The sequence below is a fragment of the Streptomyces chrestomyceticus JCM 4735 genome (assembly GCF_003865135.1).
Taxonomy (GTDB): Bacteria; Actinomycetota; Actinomycetes; order Streptomycetales; family Streptomycetaceae; genus Streptomyces; species Streptomyces chrestomyceticus.
This window is the reverse complement of sequence record NZ_BHZC01000001.1, coordinates 4,818,541-4,835,083: the sequence shown is the minus strand read 5'-3', so window position 1 is coordinate 4,835,083 and position 16,543 is coordinate 4,818,541. Positions and strand designations below refer to the sequence as shown.

The following is a 16,543-nucleotide window of genomic DNA, read 5'->3' as shown; positions in this document are numbered from 1 at the left end:
TTGCCCCAAACGTAAAAGCCCAGCTCAGGAGCGTCATTGGATCTCAACTTGCTCCGCGTCCTGGACGCCCTCCTCCAGGAGAACAGCGTGACCCGCGCCGCCGGACGGCTCGGTACGTCGCCCGCCGCGGTCAGCCGCACCCTCGCCCGGCTGCGCCGCGCGGTCGGCGATCCGCTGCTGGTCCGCGCCGGCCAGGGCCTGGTCCCGACCCCGCGTGCCCTGGAACTCCGCGACGAGGTCGCGGAGTTGCTGCGCGGCTGCGACAACGTCCTGCGGCCCGGGGCCGGGTTCGACCCCGCCCACCTCCAGCGCACCTTCGCCGTGCAGGCCACCGACCTGATGCTGTCGGGACTGGCCGGGATCTTGACCGAGCGCATCCACCAGGAAGCCCCGCACGTGGACGTGGTGTTCCTGCCGGAGGCGGCGGAGGGCGGCCCGGCGCTGCGGCAGGGTTCGGTGGACGTGGAACTGGGCGTACTGGGGCCCCTCGACCCGGAGATCCGCACCCAGCCGCTGACCCGGATGACGGTGGCGGGCGTCGCCCGCAGCGGTCACCCGCTCTTCGACGGACGGATCGACGCCCGCCGCTTCGCCGCGGCCGGCCACATCGGCATCTCCCGGCACGGCGAACGCCTCGGCCCCATCGACAGCGCCCTCGCGGAACGCGGGCTGCACCGCCGGGTCGCGGTCGTCGTCCCGAGCCACACCAGCGCGATGATCCTCGCCCGCGACACCGACCTCGTCGCCCTCACCCTCACCGACTGGCTCCCCGGCACCATCACCGCCCTCGGCCTGCGCACCTTCCCCATCCCCCTCGACCTCCCCGCCATCGACTTCGGCATGGCCTGGCACCCCCGCAACTCGGCGGACCCGGGCCACCGGTGGTTCCGCGAGCACCTGGCTGCGGCGGTGCGGGGGCGGGGGGTTGGCGGGGCAGAGGAAGTGCTCGGCCCCGGCCGCGCATGAGGGGTTAGGCGGTGAGTGATGTCGCGCATATCTGGCCGTCGATCACGGCGGAGCGGAAGGCCAGCCACTCCCGTCCTCCGACGAGCAAGACCGGACCCGACACGTCCCTGGAGTCCCGGACGGCCACGACGGCAGGCACGTTGGTCGCTACCTCGACGCACTCCCCTCCGATCGGGCTGCTGTAGCTGGACTTGGCGAACTGGAATATGTTCCGTGTCACGCTGCCTCCCCGGTCAGGTCACGGATTCACACTCGCAGGTCATATCTTCCCGTCGACCACGGCGGACCGGAAGACCAACCACTCACGCTCCCCGAAGAGCAAGGTGCTCCCACAAGGGTTTTTGGAGTCACGGACGGCCACGACGGCGGGCACGTTGGTCGCGACCTCGACGCATTCCTGTCCTGGGTTACCTCCGCTGTAGCTGGACTTTATGAAGGCGAAGTCAGGCACGGGCTACATCTCCTTGCGGATACCAGCGATAAGGTCTGCCGAGTTGTGCTGTGCAAGTGCGAGACGCGTGATGCGGTCGAAAATCACCCGGTGGTGTGCGGCGTCGGACTCGCTCTCCAGCCAGACAGTAGCCGAGGTCGTATCCATGTGCACCACGTCCATCGCTCCGGGACCGTCGAACGAGACGATGGTGAAAGCGCAGTTCATGCCAGGGTTGGCTCCGGCCGCGCTCGGTAGCACCTGGAGACTCACATTCGGGCGGCCCACCTGCTCCAGGAGATGAGCGAGTTGCGTCCGCATCACCGCTCGGCCACCCACGAGTTGGCGCAGTGCGCTCTCGTGAACCACCGCCCGCAACTGCAACGGCGCATCACCGACAAGCCTGGCCTGTCGCGCCAGACGCGAATCGACGAACGGCTCGACGTCCCCGGGATCGTCCCACTTCCCGTTGCCCATCGCGAGGGCACGCGCATAGTCAGCTGTCTGCAATAGGCCGGGGACAATTACCTGCTGCCAGGTACGCACGCTACACGCGACATCTTCCAGCGCCACGTACTCCACCATGTCCCGAAGCGCGGGGTACTCGTTCCACCACCCCTTCGCTTTCCGCCGCTCCCGGTCCAGCTTCGCCAAGCTCAACAGCCGCGTCACCGTGCCGGCGTCATCCATCCCGTAGAGATGACACAGCGCACGGATGTCCGGATCACGCATCGGCACCAGCCCGGGCTCCATCTTCGCGACCTTCGGGACCGAAGCCGTGAGCGCCTCCGCCGCGTGGGCCTGGCGCAGGCCGCGTGTCTCGCGCATACGCAGGAGTTCGCCGCCCAGTCTGCGGCCCAGCACCGTCGAGACCGAGGTCCCACGTTCGGGTCGGCCTGCTGTCATGTCCCGTCCCCTCCCCCTGAGTTGACCAAGCTATCGCCAGTAAAAGTTTCTGCGCGAGCAACTTGCTTCATCACACACAGCAACACTACCGTCTGTATCCACTCGCTCGCACAGCGAGCACGTTGGCACCCCGACGGAGGCGATCAGCCATGCCCGTTCCCCAACTCATCCACGTGGACTCGCTCGACTACACCCCCACCGCCCGCAGCGTCTCCCTCGCCCGGCGGCGGGCCGCGCGGCTGGTGGCGGAGTGGGGGTGGGAGGAGGTTGCCGGGGATGCGGCGCTGGTGGTTTCGGAGTTGGCTACCAACGCGCTGCTGCACGGGTCGTTGCGGGGGCGGCTCTTCCGGGTGCGGCTGGTGCTGGGGCCGACCCTGCTGCGGATCGAGGTCAGTGATCCTCGGGGGAGCGGGTGCCGCGGCGGAGGCGCGGGGTGGCCTCCACGTCCGGGCACGGGCTCGTGCTGGTGGGCGGGCTCGCCGAACGGTGGGGGATCGAGCCCCGTACGGTCGGGAAGACGGTGTGGGCGGAGCTGGAACCGGGGCTCCGGGCCGGCCCCCTCACGCGGTCATGCGGCCCTGCGCGATCAAGCGGTTGACCACGCGCATATGAGCCGGCGCGCAGCGCTCGCGCGCCTCGTGGCGGTCGAACCAGGCGTACTCGGCGATCTCGCGGCCGGGCGCGGGGGCGATGTCCTGGGGGCCGCCGGTGAAGCAGGTCATGTGCAGGCGGCGGCCGGCGTTCACGCCGTGGGCGGAGGCGTGGATGGTGAAGGCTTCGGAGAGGTCCGCCGCCGGGACGGACAGGCCGAGTTCTTCGGAGAGTTCACGGGAGAGGGCCTCGGGCGCGGTCTCTCCCGGTTCGTACTTGCCGCCGGGCAGGTAGAACGTGTCGTTGCCGCGCGTACGGACGCTGAGCAGGCGGCCGTCCCGTATGTGCAGCCAGCTCACGGAGCGCAGCGGCGCCGGGCGGCCCAGGGTGATCACCTCCTCGCCGGTGGCCTCGTCCGTGCGGCGGTCGCGTTCCGTGAAGCCGAGGTGGGCGTAGAACGCGCGGGCCGCCTCGTTGCGTGCGAAGACGCCGAGGGTGAGGGCGCCGTGGAGGGACGCGGCGTGTTCGAGGAGTTGGGCGCCGATGCCGCGGCCCTGTGCCTCGGGGGCCACGAAGAGGCCGCCGATCTCGGAGCCGAGGAGGCCGAGGAGGCCCAGTACGGTGCCGTCGTGTTCGTCCTCGGCGACCCAGTTGTCCGCCTGGACGAGGTAGACCTCGCGGAGCTGCCGCGCGCGTTCACCCGTACCCTCGCCCTCGATGAACGGGTGGGCCCGGCGTACGGCGCGGGACCACAGGTCCATGACGGCGGGCTCGTCCGCCGGGCGGTAGGGGCGGATGATCGTCGGGCTGCTCATCCGGATGACGGTAGGCGGGGTGGGCGGGGGTGGCAACTTCATTTGCCGGCGGGGGCCGTCACCGGGGGCGCGATCTGCCGAAGGATGTACGCGGCGGCGGGCCGGTGTCCGACTTAAGGCTGACGTGAGTCTGTACCTGACGCGTACGACATGGGCGATATCCCGTGAAGTAATGGAGGGGTGGGGCCGCCCGAGGCCCCGAACCGTACGCAAGGGGAGACCACCATGCAGTCCAGGACGAACGCCGGCCGCCGTGCTCGGACCACCGTCATGGTCGCGCTGCTCGTGGCCGCGCTGTGGGGCGGTGTCGCGCTGACGAAGGGCGCGGCGCAGGCCGACGGCTCGGCGCCGGGCGGGCCCGTGGGGCACCTCAGCCGCGCCGTCGAGATCATCCGGGGCTGAGCACCGAGCCAGGACGCCGAGAGGGCGGGCCCGGAGGCGAACCGTTTCGGTCGCCTCCGGGCCCGCCCTCATGTCGTACGGGGCCGGAGCCCGGGCCGTGCCCCGTCAGGCCCAGGTGATCAGGCGCTTGGGCTGTTCCAGGATCGCCGCGGTGTCCGCGAGGACCTTGGAGCCCAGCTCGCCGTCGACCAGACGGTGGTCGAAGGACAGCGCCAGCGTGGTGACCTGGCGGGGCTTGACCTTGCCCTTGTGGACCCAGGGCTGGAGCTTGACCGCGCCCATGGCGAGGATCGCCGGCTCCCCGGGGTTGAGGATCGGGGTGCCGGTGTCGACGCCGAAGACGCCCACGTTGGTGATGGTGATCGTGCCGCCCGCCATGTCGCCGGGCGCCGTCTTGCCCTCGCGGGCCGTGGTGACCAGCTCGCCGAGCGCGGCGGCCAACTGCGGCAGGGTCTTGGCGTCCGCGTCCTTGATGTTCGGGACGATCAGACCGCGGGGGGTGGCCGCGGCGATGCCCAGGTTCACGTAGTCCTTGCGGACGATCTCCTGGTTCTCCTCGTCCCAGGCCGCGCTGATCTCGGGGTTGCGCTTGATGGCGACCAGCAGCGCCTTGGCGACCAGCAGCAGCGGGTTGACGCGCAGGCCCGCCATGTCGGGGTCCTGCTTCAGCTCCTGGACGAGCTTCATCGTGCGGGTCACGTCGACGGTGATGAACTCCGTGACGTGCGGCGCGGTGAAGGCGCTGTTGACCATCGCCTGGGCGGTGGCCTTGCGTACGCCCTTGATGGGGATACGGGTCTCCCGGGCGCGGACCGCCTCGGAGCCCGAGGAGGGCGCGGTGGCGGCCGGGGCCACAGCCGGGGCCGAGGCCTCGGGGGCGGGCGCGGGGGCCGCCGCCGCGTGCACGTCCTCGCGAGTGATCACACCGTCCGGGCCGGTCGGGGTGACCGTGGCCAGGTCGATGCCGAGGTCCTTGGCCAGTTTGCGGACGGGAGGCTTGGCCAGCGGCCGCCCGGCCACGGGGACGGCGGCCGGGGAGGCGGAGGGGACGGGAGCGGCCGGTGAGGCGGCGGGGGCGGCCGGGGCCGGTGCCGCCGCGTGGCCGTTCAGTTCCGCCTGGACCGCCGCGGCGGCCGGCTCCTGAGCCGCCGCGCCCGGCTGCGGCTTGCGCGCCCGCCGCTTGGTGGACGACGGGGCCGCGCCGTACCCGACGAGGACGGCCTGCCGGCCCTGCGGCTCGGCGTCCTCCTCGTCGGCGGCCGGCGCGGGCTCGGCAGCGGCGGCCGGGGCGGCTGCCTCGGCCGGACCGGCGCCGGGGTCGGTGTCCACCGCGATGATCGAGGTGCCCACGTCGACGGTGGCGCCCTCCTCGAAGTGCACCGCGTGCACCACGCCCTCGTACGGGCAGGGCAGCTCCACGGCGGCCTTGGCGGTCTCCACCTCGCAGATGACCTGCCCGTCGGTGACGGTGTCACCCGGCTGTACGTACCACTTGAGGATCTCGGCCTCGGTGAGTCCCTCGCCCACGTCGGGCATCTTGAACTCGCGGAAGCGCTGCTCGGTTGCAGTCATGGTCACTACTCCTCAAGCCCTTCAGTACGCCAGCGCGCGGTCGACCGCGTCGAGCACCCGGTCGAGTCCCGGCAGGTATTCGTCCTCCAGCCTGGACGGCGGGTACGGCGAGTGGAAACCGCCCACCCGCAGCACCGGCGCCTCCAGGTGGTAGAAGCACCGCTCGGTGATGCGGGCGGCGATCTCCGAGCCCGAACCGAGGAAGACCGGTGCCTCGTGGACGACGACCAGCCGCCGGGTCTTCTCCACCGAGGTCTGGATCGCGTCGAAGTCCATGGGCGAGATGGAGCGCAGGTCCAGGACCTCGACCGACTTGCCCTCCTCAGCGGCGACCTTGGCGACGTCCAGACAGACCTTGACCATCGGGCCGTAGGCGGCCAGCGTCACGTCCGTACCGGCCTGCGCCACCCGCGCCGCGTGCAGCGGGTCGGGGATCGCCTCGGTGTCCAGGCGGCCCTTGTCGTGGTAGCGGCGCTTGGGCTCGAAGTAGATGACCGGGTCGTCGCTCTCGATGGCCTGGCGCATCATCCAGTACGCGTCCGAGGCGTTCGAGGGCGACACGCACTTGAGGCCCGCGACGTGCGCGAACAGCGCCTCGGGCGACTCGGAGTGGTGCTCGACCGCGCCGATGCCGCCGCCGTAGGGGATACGGATGACCACCGGCATCTTGATCTTGCCCAGGGCGCGGGCGTGCATCTTGGCGAGCTGGGTGACGATCTGGTCGTACGCGGGGAAGACGAAACCGTCGAACTGGATCTCCACCACGGGCCGGTAGCCGCGCAGCGCCATGCCGATGGCGGTGCCGACGATGCCGGACTCGGCCAGCGGGGTGTCGATCACCCGCTCCTCGCCGAAGTCCTTCTGCAGCCCGTCGGTGACCCGGAAGACGCCGCCGAGCTTGCCGACGTCCTCGCCCATGACCAGGACCTTGGGGTCGGCCTCCATGGAGGCGCGCAGCGACGCGTTGATCGCCTTGGACAGCGTGATCTTCTCGAAGACAGCCATGGTCAGTTCTCCTCCGCGTCCACGAACGACGCCTGGTACGCGGCGAACTGCGCGCGCTCCTCGTCGACGAGCGCGTGTCCGTCGGCGTACACGTTCTCAAAAATGGCCATGGTGTCCGGGTCCGGCATCGAGCGCACCACCTCGCGCACCCGCTTGCCCAGCGTCTCGCTCTCCTCCTCGATCGCGTCCAGGTACGCCTGGTCGGCGATGCCCTCGGTCTCCAGGTAGGTGCGCAGCCGCAGGATCGGGTCCTTGGCCTCCCACGCCTCGCGCTCCTCGTCGGCGCGGTAGCGCGTCGGGTCGTCGGAGGTGGTGTGGGCGCCCATCCGGTACGTGAACGCCTCGACCAGCGTCGGGCCCTCGCCCGCCCGGGCCCGCTCCAGGGCCGCCCTGGTCACGGCCAGGCACGCCAGGACGTCGTTGCCGTCCACCCGCACACCGGGGAAGCCGTAGCCGCGGGCGCGCTGGTAGAGCGGGACCCGGGTCTGCTTCTCGGTGGGCTCGGAGATCGCCCACTGGTTGTTCTGGCAGAAGAACACCACGGGCGCGTTGTAGACCGCGGAGAAGGTGAAGGACTCGGCCACGTCGCCCTGGCTGGAGGCGCCGTCGCCGAAGTACGCGATGACCGCCGAGTCGGCGCCGTCCTTCTGGACGCCCATGGCGTAGCCGGTCGCGTGCAGCGCCTGCGAGCCGATGACGATCGTGTACAGGTGGAAGTTGTTGCTGTTGGGGTCCCAGCCGCCGTTGTTCACGCCGCGGAACATGCCCAGCAGGTTCGTCGGGTCCACGCCGCGGCACCAGGCGACCCCGTGCTCCCGGTAGGTCGGGAAGACGTAGTCGTCGTCGCGCAGCGCGCGCCCGGAGCCGATCTGGGCGGCCTCCTGGCCCAGCAGCGAGGCCCACAGGCCCAGCTCACCCTGGCGCTGGAGGGTGGTCGCCTCGGCGTCGAAGCGCCGTGTGAGAACCATGTCCCGGTACAGGCCGCGCAGTTCCTCGTCCGAGAGGTCGATCGCGTACTCGGGGTGCTCGACGCGCTTGCCTTCGGGGGTCAGCAACTGTACGAGCTGGTCCTGCTCCGCCTCGGCAGGGGCCTGGGCGGCCGTCTTCGCCTTGGCGGGTGACGCCTTTTTTGCGGTGGTGCGCTTGCCGCCACCGCGGGTGTTCTTCCGCGCGGCAGTGCTCTCCACGGTCACGTGCTGCTCCTCCGTCTGTCCGGCCCCCGGGGTCCGCCGGTGGCCGTATTGCGGCTCACCCGGTATCCGATACGGCGCACGGGGTGTGTGCGGCACGGCGCGGCCCGGGTGGAACAAGGTGCCCCGGCCACGGCCTGCCGGAAGGGGCGTTGTGCCCTACTTCCGGAGCCTAGGCGAAAGGGGCCCTGACCTGCGACTTTGCTTGGGGTTCCAAGTATTTTGCTTGGATTTCCGAGCATTCGCGCCGACCAGTCGGCAATCCCCTGTTCACAGCGTTGCAGTCCGCCGGGACAACGGCACGTTATATCGGTGACCTGGAGCACGGGAAGACTTCGTGTGTGAGACTGAGCAGGTGCGCGAAGAAGGAAAAATCACGGTATTCCTGCTCGACGACCACGAGGTCGTGCGGCGCGGCGTCCACGAGATGCTCTCGGTGGAGGCGGACATCGAGGTGGTCGGTGAGGCCGGCACCGCCGCAGATGCCCTGGTCAGGATCCCTGCGACCCGTCCCGACGTCGCCGTGCTCGACGTCCGGCTGCCGGACGGCAGCGGGGTGGAGGTCTGCCGGGAGATCCGTTCCCAGGACGAGTCGATCAATTGCCTGATGCTCACCTCTTTCGCTGACGACGAAGCGCTTTTCGACGCCATCATGGCGGGCGCGTCCGGGTACGTGCTCAAGGCGATCCGGGGCAACGAGCTGCTCACCGCCGTACGGGACGTGGCGGCCGGCAAGTCGCTGCTGGACCCGGTGGCCACCGCCCGCGTACTGGAGCGCCTGCGGGACGGCAACAACCCGCGCGGCGACGACCGGCTGGCCAACCTGACCGAGCAGGAGCGCAAGATCCTCGACCTGATCGGCGAGGGACTGACCAACCGGGCGATCGGCGAGCGGCTGCACCTCGCCGAGAAAACGATCAAGAACTATGTCTCCAGCCTGCTCTCCAAGCTGGGCATGGAGCGCCGGTCCCAGGCGGCCGCTTATGTGGCGCGGATGCAGGCGGAGCGGCACTAGCCGGTACGGGGCGGAGTGGCGGCCGCGTACGGGACGGCCGCCGGTCTCTTGTGAAAATCCCGGGTGGAATCTGTGAACGAATATCGTGGGTGAACGTTCAAGAGTAGGGAAAATTCGGCGCCCGTAACCCCTCTGACCTCCTGAAACAGCGCCCAAGCGGAGAATTGCCGCACGATTCAGGACCAACGTCCCGTTTCCACCAGGGCTGGGGCCCCTACTTTCGTGCGCACCGGCACGGCAGGGTGTAGCCATGCCCACCGACGACCTCCATGCCATCGAGCTGCTGAACCGCGTCCCTTACGGACGGGTGTCGGCCAGCCAGCGGGCGCTGCCCTTCACCGCCGTCACACGGCATGTCGTGAGCGACGGCCGGCTGCTGCTGCGGCTGCATCGCGGCCACGGCTACCACCGCGCCCTGGACGGCAATGTCGTCGCCTACGAGGCCGACAACGTGAACTCCGGCGCCAACGACACCTGGTCCGTCCAGTTCACCGGCACCGCCCGCGCCGTCACGCCCACGCCGGCCGAGTTCGAACTGTTCGGCCCCACGCCGCGGCTGGCCGACGGAGAGCCCTTCGACCCGGTTTTCCTCCGCATAGAAGCGGAGTTTGTCAAGGTCCACTACCTCTGCGATGTCCCTGTGTTCCGATACGCCCACTCAGCGTGACGCAGTGATCTAACATCTGGCGCGTGCTGCGCTCATCCGATGTCCGGACGGTGACCACGCCCGACGGACACATCCTCGGCTCCCTGCTGCGCCGTTACGGCGCCGGGGAGCCGTTGACGTGCGAGCCGGTCGCCGAGGGACTGCTCAACCACGGTTACCGCCTCGCCACCACCCACGGCCGCTACTTCCTCAAACACCACCTCGACGGCGACCAGGCCGCCATCGCCCGCCAGCACCGCGCCACGCGCCGCCTGGGCGCGCTCGGCCTGCCGGTCGCCCCGCCGCTCGCCGACGCGGACGGCCGTACGGTCACGGTCCTCGGCGGCCGGTGCTACGCGCTGCACCCGTGGGTCGAGGGCCGCCACCGTGACGGCGCCGCCCTCACCCGGCTCCAGTCGCGCCGCCTGGGCGCCCTGCTGGGCCATGTGCACACCGCGCTGGAGCAGGTCATAACGCGCGACCCGGCGGGGCCCCGCGCCCCGTACGAGCACCCGGGCGCCGACCCGGCACGGACCTTCGAGATGATCGACGAACTGCTCGCGCTCGCCCGCCGGACCCGCCCGCGCAGCAGCTTCGACGAACTCGCCGAACACCGGCTGCTGGAACGCCGGACGCTGCTGGAACGGGAGGCGCACCGGCGCCCCGCAGCAGCGCAGGTACCCGCCACGGGCTGGGTCCACGGCGACTTCCACCCGCTCAACCTGCTCTACCGGGGCGCCGAACCCGCCGCCATCGTCGACTGGGACCGGCTGGGCGTGCAGCCCCGCGCCGAGGAGGCCGTACGGGCCGCGGCCATCTTCTTCGTCCAGCCCGCCGGCACCCTCGACCTGCCGAAGGTACGGGCCTACGCGGGCGCCTACCGCCGCGCCTCGGGCGCCGGCGCGGCGGAACTGGCCGCCGCCGTCCACCGGGTGTGGTGGGAGCGCCTCAACGACTTCTGGATGCTCGACTGGCGCTACCGGCTCGGCGACCGGCGGGCCGACCCGCAGTTCCCGGCGGCGGCCGCGCTGGCGGTGTGGTGGACGCGGGAGTACGGGGCGGTCCAGGGGGCTTTCACGGAGTGAGGGGGCTTCTGGGCCGGCCAGGAACGTGACAGCGGGCGGCCGGTGATCCGGCCGCCCGCTGTGTTCGGACGAGGTGCTGAGCGGCTTTCGTGCGGCCGCTGAGCGGTGGTCAGACGATCGCCGAGCGGTGCTCAGGCGGACGCCGACCGGTGGTCAGGCGGTACGTCCGTCAGTCGCCGTTCAGGTCGCCGACGGCACCGCTGCCGCCCGGACCGCTGCCCGCGCTCGTCCCGGCGTTCGTGTTGCCGCTGCTGGTGTTGCCGCTGGACGTGTTGCCGTTGGAGTCACCGCCGTTGCCGCCGTTGGCACCGCTGCTCGTGTTGCCGCTCGACGTGTTGCCGTTGGTCGGCTTGCTGGTCGGCGTCGTCGTCGGGGGCTTGCTCGTCGGCGGCGGCGAGCTGGGCGGCTGGGAGGTGCGCGGCGTGCTCGGGTAGCGCGTCGTCGGCGGGTTGTACGTGTGCGAGTTGCCGCCCGAGCCGCCCGGCTGCGTGTACGTGTTGGTCGGCTCGTCGGACGGCTCCTCGGAGGGCTTCTCCTCGGAGCTCTGGGAGGCCGACGGGGTGGGGGTCGGCTTCGTGTCCGGCTTCCCGTCACCGCCCGCGTTCTTCAGCGCGATGGCCACGCCGACCGCGATGGCGATCACCGCGAGCGCCGCGATCAGCCAGATCTTGCCGCGGCCGCCCTTGGCGGGCCGGTGCCCGCCCTCGTAGCCGCCGTCGCCGTCCCGCATGGTGGGGGGCAGGATCGGCTGGGCCGTGGTCTGTCCGTGGTCCGGGTGCGGCAGCGCCGTGGTGGCGGCGACCGAGCCCAGGGCCGGGGTGTGCCCGCCCTCGTGCACGGCGACCGGGCCGGTGTTCCACGTACCGGTGTGGCCGCCCTGCTCGTGCAGCATCTGCAGGGCGTACTGGACCAGCCCGCGCATCTCCTCAGCGGTCTGGAAACGGTCGTCCGGGTCCTTGGCCAGCGAGCGCATCACCAGGCCGTCCAGCTCCGGCGGCACCGACCCGGCGACCTCGGAGGGCGGCACCGGCATGTCCTGGACGTGCTGGTAGACGACCGACAGCGGGGTCTCGCCGGTGAACGGGGGGCGCAGGGCCAGCAGTTCGTACAGCAGGCAGCCGGTCGCGTACAGGTCGGAGCGGGTGTCCACGGTCTTGCCGAGGGCCTGCTCGGGCGACAGGTACTGCGGCGTGCCCATGACCATGCCGGTCTGGGTCATCGTCGACTGCGCGCCGTGCAGCGCGCGGGCGATGCCGAAGTCCATCACCTTGACCGCGCCGCCGTGCGTGATGATCACGTTCGCCGGCTTGATGTCGCGGTGCACGATGCCGTGCTGGTGGCTGTAGGCCAGCGCCTCCAGCACCCCGGAGACGATGATCAGCGCCTGGTCCGGCGGCGGCGCGTCCGCGTTCAGCAGCAGGTCACGGATGGTGCGGCCCTCGACCAGCTCCATCACGATGTACGGCACGGTGTTGCCGCCGACGTAGTCCTCGCCGGAGTCGTACACCGCCACCACCGCGTGGTGGTTCAGCCCCGCGACGGACTGTGCCTCACGGGTGAAGCGGGCCTTGGAGACCGGGTCCTCCGCGAGGTCGGCCCGCAGCAGCTTGACGGCGACGGTGCGGCCGAGGCGCACGTCCTCGGCGGCGAACACCTCCGCCATGCCGCCACGGCCGAGCCGGCGCGTGAGCCGGTAGCGTCCGTCGCCCACCAAACCGCCATTGCCCCACATCTCCGGTGCATCGGAAGGATTTGCATCAGGAGAGTGGGAGCCGGTGGCATCAGGATCGGACGGGCCCTGGGGGCTCTGCGTCGGTGCCATCGGTCCTCGCCGTCGTATCGATCCGCATCACAGCGGTAAGGTCTCGGTCTTCGCTAGAGCACGCTACAGGCTCCGCGGCACACGCCGGTCCCGTGATGGACCGGTCATCACACCTTCCAAGGCCCCATTGTCGCAAGTTAACCCCGGGCGATCAGCCGCCGGCCGGCGGCCCGGACGGTCCGGGACCGTAATGGGACCTTGCGCATCTGGTCACGGAACGGGCACACGGCTTGACGTGTCCGTGCCCTAAGAGACACTGGGCTGGGATTCGGCCACGATCCCGGTACAACCCATACTGATCTCGGCACGTCCGCAGGCGCACGTGCCGCGGGCCCACCACCTGCCGCAGGTGCCGGGGTCCACCACGTTGAGTAACGTCTGTGCACGTCAACACGGAACACGTGGTCGTACGGACGGGCAAGGCATCGGCCACGAGGCGCGGCGCGCCGCAACACGTGCGCGGGAACAGCGCGCCGAGGGGGAAGCGGGACCATGAGCCAGGACGGCGCTCAGGACGGGTACGAGGGCCGTTCGGTCGGCGGGGGACGCTACCAGCTCCGTGATCTTCTGGGCGCCGGCGGCATGGCGTCCGTGCACCTCGCGTACGACAGCGTCCTGGACCGCGAGGTCGCGATCAAGACGCTGCACACCGAGCTCGGCCGCGAGCAGGCGTTCCGCGAGCGCTTCCGGCGCGAGGCCCAGTCCGTGGCGAAGCTCACGCACACCAACATCGTCTCGGTGTTCGACTCCGGCGAGGACGAGCTGGACGGCGGCCTGGTGCCGTACATCGTCATGGAGTACGTCGCGGGTCAGCCGCTCCGCTCCGATCTGGACAACGACATCGCCCGGCACGGCGCGATGCCCACCGAGAAGGCCCTGAAGATCACCGCCGATGTGCTGGCCGCCCTGGAGGCCAGCCACGAGATGGGGCTGGTCCACCGGGACATCAAGCCCGGCAACGTCATGCTGAACAAGCGCGGCGTCGTCAAGGTCATGGACTTCGGCATCGCCCGCGCCATGCAGTCCGGCGTCACCTCCATGACGCAGACCGGCATGGTCGTCGGCACCCCGCAGTACCTCTCGCCCGAGCAGGCCCTGGGCCGCGGCGTGGACGCCCGCTCCGACCTGTACTCGGTCGGCATCATGCTCTTCGAGCTGCTGACCGGCCGGCTCCCCTTCGACGCGGACTCCCCGCTGGCCATCGCGTACGCGCACGTCCAGGAGGAGCCGCCGGTCCCCTCCGGCATCAACCGGTCGCTGCCGCCCGCCGTGGACGCGCTGGTCGCCCGTGCGCTGAAGAAGAACCCCAACGAGCGGTTCCCGACCGCCGAAGCGATGCGCGACGAGTGCCTGCGCGTCGCCGGGTCGGGCCAGTCCGGCGCCACGCCGCTGATCATCAGCGAGGGCCCGCGCGCCCGCACCAGCGGCGCCTCGGTGGCCTCCGCGGTCTTCCCGACCGCGTCCCCGAACGCCGCCGGGCCGCACACCCCGGCACCGCCGAACGTCCAGACGCCGTACCAGCCGACGCAGGCCGCGCCGCAGGCCGGACCGCATGCCGGACCGCGAATGGGTCCCGGGCCGTCGGCGGGCGGCGGGGCGGGGTTCGGGCCGTCGGCGCCGTCCACGCCGCCGCCGGTGAACGCTTATCCGGGGCAGGGGCCGATTCCTGGTCAGGGGCCGATGGGGGCCTCGGGGCCGATGGGGGCCTCGGGTCCGATCGGGGCGTCCGGGCCCATGGGCGCGTCGGGCCCGATCCCGGCGCAGGGTCCGCTCCCGGGCCCGGGCCCGGCTCCGTTCAACAGCGGCTTCCAGACCCCACCGCCGTACGCCGGCCCGTCGACGCCCGCTCCGGCGCCCGCACCGGTCGGCCCGCGGCCGGGCGGCAGCCGTCCCGGCGGCCGCGGCAACACCCCGGTGATCGTCGTCTCCGCCATCGTCGGCGTGGTCGTGGTCACCGCGATCGCCATCGGCATCGGCCTGAGCGGCGGCAGCGACAGCACGAACACGCGCCGCACCAGCCCGTACACCTACTCGCCGTCCCCGTCGGTCAAGCCCGAGGACCCGACGGCCACCATCTCCACCTCGCGCTGCACCGACCCGGCCAAGAGCTACAGCCAGAAGGGCAAGATCTTCCTGCCGTCCTTCTACGGCAAGAACCTGACCTCGGTGAAGGCGTGCATGGACGCGGCCGGCTGGTCGTACGACGTCTCCGAGCGCAGCAGCTCCCTCTACGGCAAGAACACCGTCGTCAGCCAGTCCCCGTCCGGCCTGTGGGACCCCAAGGGCGGCGAGAAGATTCACCTGACCGTGTCCACGGGGCGCAGTTCGTAGGACCGGGCCGCTCCGGCCGGCCGACCGGAGCGAGCAGGGAAGCTTCGCGGACTCGGACTGTCAGAGGTACGGGCCCGAGCGGGCGCCGCCCTGGCCGGGGTTGGGCTGCTCCATGTCGTCGGACGGCACCGCACCGGGCGGCAGCGCGCGGCGCATCTGCTCCAACTGGGCGCGCGCCGCCATCTGCTGGGCGAACAGCGCGGTCTGGATGCCGTGGAACAGGCCCTCCAGCCAGCCGACCAACTGGGCCTGCGCGATCCGCAGTTCCGCGTCGGTGGGCACCGAGTCGTCGGTGAACGGCAGGGACAGCCGCTCCAGCTCCTCGACCAGCTCGGGCGCCAGGCCGTCCTCCAGCTCCTTGACCGAGCTGGAGTGGATCTCCTTGAGACGCACCCGGCTCGCCTCGTCCAGCGGCGCCGCCTTCACCTCTTCGAGAAGCTGCTTGATCATGCTGCCGATGCGCATGACCTTTGCGGGCTGTTCGACCATGTCCGTCACGGGAACCTCGCGGGACTCGTCGTCGCCGTCCCCGCCACCGGAGCCGGCGCTGCCGAGAGCCATTCCGTCCGGGCCGACCACCAGGACGTGCGGGCTCTCCTGCGACCGTTCGTTCATCGGCATATCCATGCCGCCATTCTCTCGTACAGCCGACTAGGAACGGTTGTGCCCTGGGAGAAAGATGATCCAACCTCTGGGGGCGGGTGGGCTTCGGGGAGGGGTTCGGCATGATCTTGAAGGTGCGCCGGGGCGGGGTTCGGGTCGGTTCGGGGCCGGGCTCAGGAGCGGCGCAGGCGCAGGGCGATGAAGCCGAGGCCGAGGCCGGTCAGTGCCATCCCGGCGCCCAGCGGCAGGACCCGGTGGACACCGCCGCCCGGCCCGGAGTCGGCGTACGGGGCCCGGGACGCGGCGGAGGCGGCGCCCGGCACCGCGCCGGGCGCGTAGCGGGAGGGGCCGTGCGTCCGGGCGGCGGAGGTCGTCGGAGCGGGGGCCTGGAGGGGCGGCAGGGGCACGTAGGGGCGATGGGCGAGCCGTCCGGCCAGATCACCCCGTCGGGTGGCCGTGGGGGTGGGAGAGGCCGTTCCAGGGCGCCGTGAGGTGGCAGCGGGGGACGGGGGACGGGTCGCGCGGCCGTCCGGGGCGCCCGCACCGGCCGAGGGCTCGGTGTCCGGGGCGGACGGGTGCGGGTCCGACGGCAGGGCCGGACGGGCGGGGGCGGGACCGGAACCGAACAGGGGGCCGAGGGGGACCGGGAGGAGAGGGGTCAGGGGGTTGGCCTCTTCGAGTTCGGTCAGAGGGTCGGGGGTGGAGTGGGGTTGGGGGTGGGGGTGCTCGTGACGGCTGGGGCCGGGGCTGCGGGTGGGAGCGGGGTCGGGAGTGATCCGGCCCGTATCAGGGGCCTGGCTGTGGCCGGAGGTGTCGCCGCTGTCGAGGACGGCGCGTGCCGCCGTGGCCGCCGACGCGGCCGCCGCGTTCGCGTGGGGCAGGGGCAGCAGCGCGGCGGTGCAGAGCAGCAGTCCGGAGGCGAGGGGGAGGCGGAACCGGAACCGGTGCGTGCGCGATCCGTGCGGGCGGAACCGGCGGGGACGGGAGCGGCTCCGACGCCGCCGCCGTCCCGGCGCCGCGGCCACGGGTTCCGGGGTCACGCGTTCCGAAGTCACGCCCATGACCTCCCGGGCCTGCGGAGCCGTCGCCTGATGTCCTCAGCGTCACACGGAGGGTGGTCAGCGGCATCTCGGGCGTATCGGGCGTACGGCCAGGGGGTGACGG

Annotated in this window: 16 protein-coding genes; 6 read left to right on the top strand and 10 right to left on the bottom strand. The window is 71.4% G+C overall.

Going from position 1 to position 16,543, the window contains the following annotated elements; genetic code table 11:
• Positions 1–36: 36 nt before the first annotated feature.
• Positions 37–966 carry a LysR family transcriptional regulator gene (locus tag EJG53_RS20810; RefSeq protein ID WP_125046089.1) on the top strand — a complete coding sequence of 310 codons (930 nt, stop codon included), beginning with the start codon at positions 37–39 and terminating at the stop codon, positions 964–966.
• 4 nt (positions 967–970) lie between these two features.
• On the opposite strand, the gene EJG53_RS20805 is transcribed toward EJG53_RS20810, so the two are convergent.
• From EJG53_RS20805 to EJG53_RS20785, 4 genes are all read right to left on the bottom strand, one after another.
• On the bottom strand, positions 971–1,186 hold the full coding sequence (locus EJG53_RS20805; RefSeq protein ID WP_125046088.1) for a DUF397 domain-containing protein: 216 nt from the start codon (positions 1,184–1,186) through the stop codon (positions 971–973).
• Between the two features lie 39 nt (positions 1,187–1,225).
• Positions 1,226–1,417: a DUF397 domain-containing protein gene (locus EJG53_RS20800; RefSeq protein WP_125046087.1), complete on the bottom strand. Its 192-nt coding sequence runs from the start codon at positions 1,415–1,417 to the stop codon at positions 1,226–1,228.
• A gap of 3 nt (positions 1,418–1,420) precedes the next feature.
• Positions 1,421–2,302 (bottom strand): helix-turn-helix domain-containing protein, encoded by an 882-nt coding sequence (locus EJG53_RS20795; RefSeq protein WP_125046086.1) that lies wholly within the window; start codon positions 2,300–2,302, stop codon positions 1,421–1,423.
• A gap of 560 nt (positions 2,303–2,862) precedes the next feature.
• Entirely contained in the window at positions 2,863–3,708 is an 846-nt protein-coding gene (locus EJG53_RS20785; RefSeq protein WP_125046085.1) for a GNAT family N-acetyltransferase, read from the bottom strand.
• Positions 3,709–3,933: 225 nt separating this feature from the next.
• On the opposite strand from EJG53_RS20785, the gene EJG53_RS41155 reads away from it, so the two are divergent.
• On the top strand, positions 3,934–4,110 hold the full coding sequence (locus tag EJG53_RS41155; protein WP_167515145.1) for a hypothetical protein: 177 nt from the start codon (positions 3,934–3,936) through the stop codon (positions 4,108–4,110).
• A 105-nt stretch (positions 4,111–4,215) separates the two neighbouring features.
• On the opposite strand, the gene EJG53_RS20780 is transcribed toward EJG53_RS41155, so the two are convergent.
• Genes EJG53_RS20780 through pdhA form a run of 3 tightly spaced genes read right to left on the bottom strand, consistent with a single transcriptional unit; the run spans position 4,216 to position 7,880 of the window.
• Positions 4,216–5,682, bottom strand: coding sequence for a dihydrolipoamide acetyltransferase family protein (locus EJG53_RS20780; protein WP_125046084.1), 1,467 nt, complete (start codon positions 5,680–5,682; stop codon positions 4,216–4,218).
• Positions 5,683–5,703: 21 nt separating this feature from the next.
• Positions 5,704–6,687: an alpha-ketoacid dehydrogenase subunit beta gene (locus tag EJG53_RS20775; protein ID WP_125046083.1), complete on the bottom strand. Its 984-nt coding sequence runs from the start codon at positions 6,685–6,687 to the stop codon at positions 5,704–5,706.
• A gap of 2 nt (positions 6,688–6,689) precedes the next feature.
• Positions 6,690–7,880, bottom strand: coding sequence for a pyruvate dehydrogenase (acetyl-transferring) E1 component subunit alpha (pdhA, locus tag EJG53_RS20770; protein ID WP_125046082.1), 1,191 nt, complete (start codon positions 7,878–7,880; stop codon positions 6,690–6,692).
• Positions 7,881–8,232: 352 nt separating this feature from the next.
• Between pdhA and EJG53_RS20765 the strand changes: the two genes are divergently transcribed.
• The 3 genes from EJG53_RS20765 (at position 8,233) to EJG53_RS20755 (ending at position 10,623) form a co-directional block, all read left to right on the top strand.
• Complete coding sequence (locus tag EJG53_RS20765) at positions 8,233–8,892, top strand: response regulator (RefSeq protein ID WP_125049476.1); 660 nt, start codon at positions 8,233–8,235, stop codon at positions 8,890–8,892.
• Positions 8,893–9,142: 250 nt separating this feature from the next.
• Positions 9,143–9,559, top strand: a complete 417-nt coding sequence (locus EJG53_RS20760; protein WP_125046081.1) for a pyridoxamine 5'-phosphate oxidase family protein — start codon at positions 9,143–9,145, stop codon at positions 9,557–9,559.
• A gap of 23 nt (positions 9,560–9,582) precedes the next feature.
• Positions 9,583–10,623 (top strand): phosphotransferase, encoded by a 1,041-nt coding sequence (locus EJG53_RS20755; RefSeq protein ID WP_125046080.1) that lies wholly within the window; start codon positions 9,583–9,585, stop codon positions 10,621–10,623.
• A 169-nt stretch (positions 10,624–10,792) separates the two neighbouring features.
• Here EJG53_RS20755 and EJG53_RS20750 read toward each other — a convergent pair whose 3' ends face one another.
• Positions 10,793–12,445, bottom strand: a complete 1,653-nt coding sequence (locus tag EJG53_RS20750) for a protein kinase domain-containing protein (RefSeq protein WP_125046079.1) — start codon at positions 12,443–12,445, stop codon at positions 10,793–10,795.
• A gap of 492 nt (positions 12,446–12,937) precedes the next feature.
• Here EJG53_RS20750 and EJG53_RS20745 point away from each other — a divergent pair, with 492 nt between their 5' ends.
• Positions 12,938–14,776 (top strand): Stk1 family PASTA domain-containing Ser/Thr kinase, encoded by a 1,839-nt coding sequence (locus EJG53_RS20745; protein ID WP_125046078.1) that lies wholly within the window; start codon positions 12,938–12,940, stop codon positions 14,774–14,776.
• 60 nt (positions 14,777–14,836) lie between these two features.
• Here the strand turns inward: EJG53_RS20745 and EJG53_RS20740 are convergent, their stop codons facing one another.
• Positions 14,837–15,403, bottom strand: coding sequence for a bacterial proteasome activator family protein (locus tag EJG53_RS20740; protein ID WP_174856432.1), 567 nt, complete (start codon positions 15,401–15,403; stop codon positions 14,837–14,839).
• 149 nt (positions 15,404–15,552) lie between these two features.
• Positions 15,553–16,434 carry a hypothetical protein gene (locus EJG53_RS20735; RefSeq protein WP_125046077.1) on the bottom strand — a complete coding sequence of 294 codons (882 nt, stop codon included), beginning with the start codon at positions 16,432–16,434 and terminating at the stop codon, positions 15,553–15,555.
• Positions 16,435–16,543 lie beyond the last annotated feature (109 nt).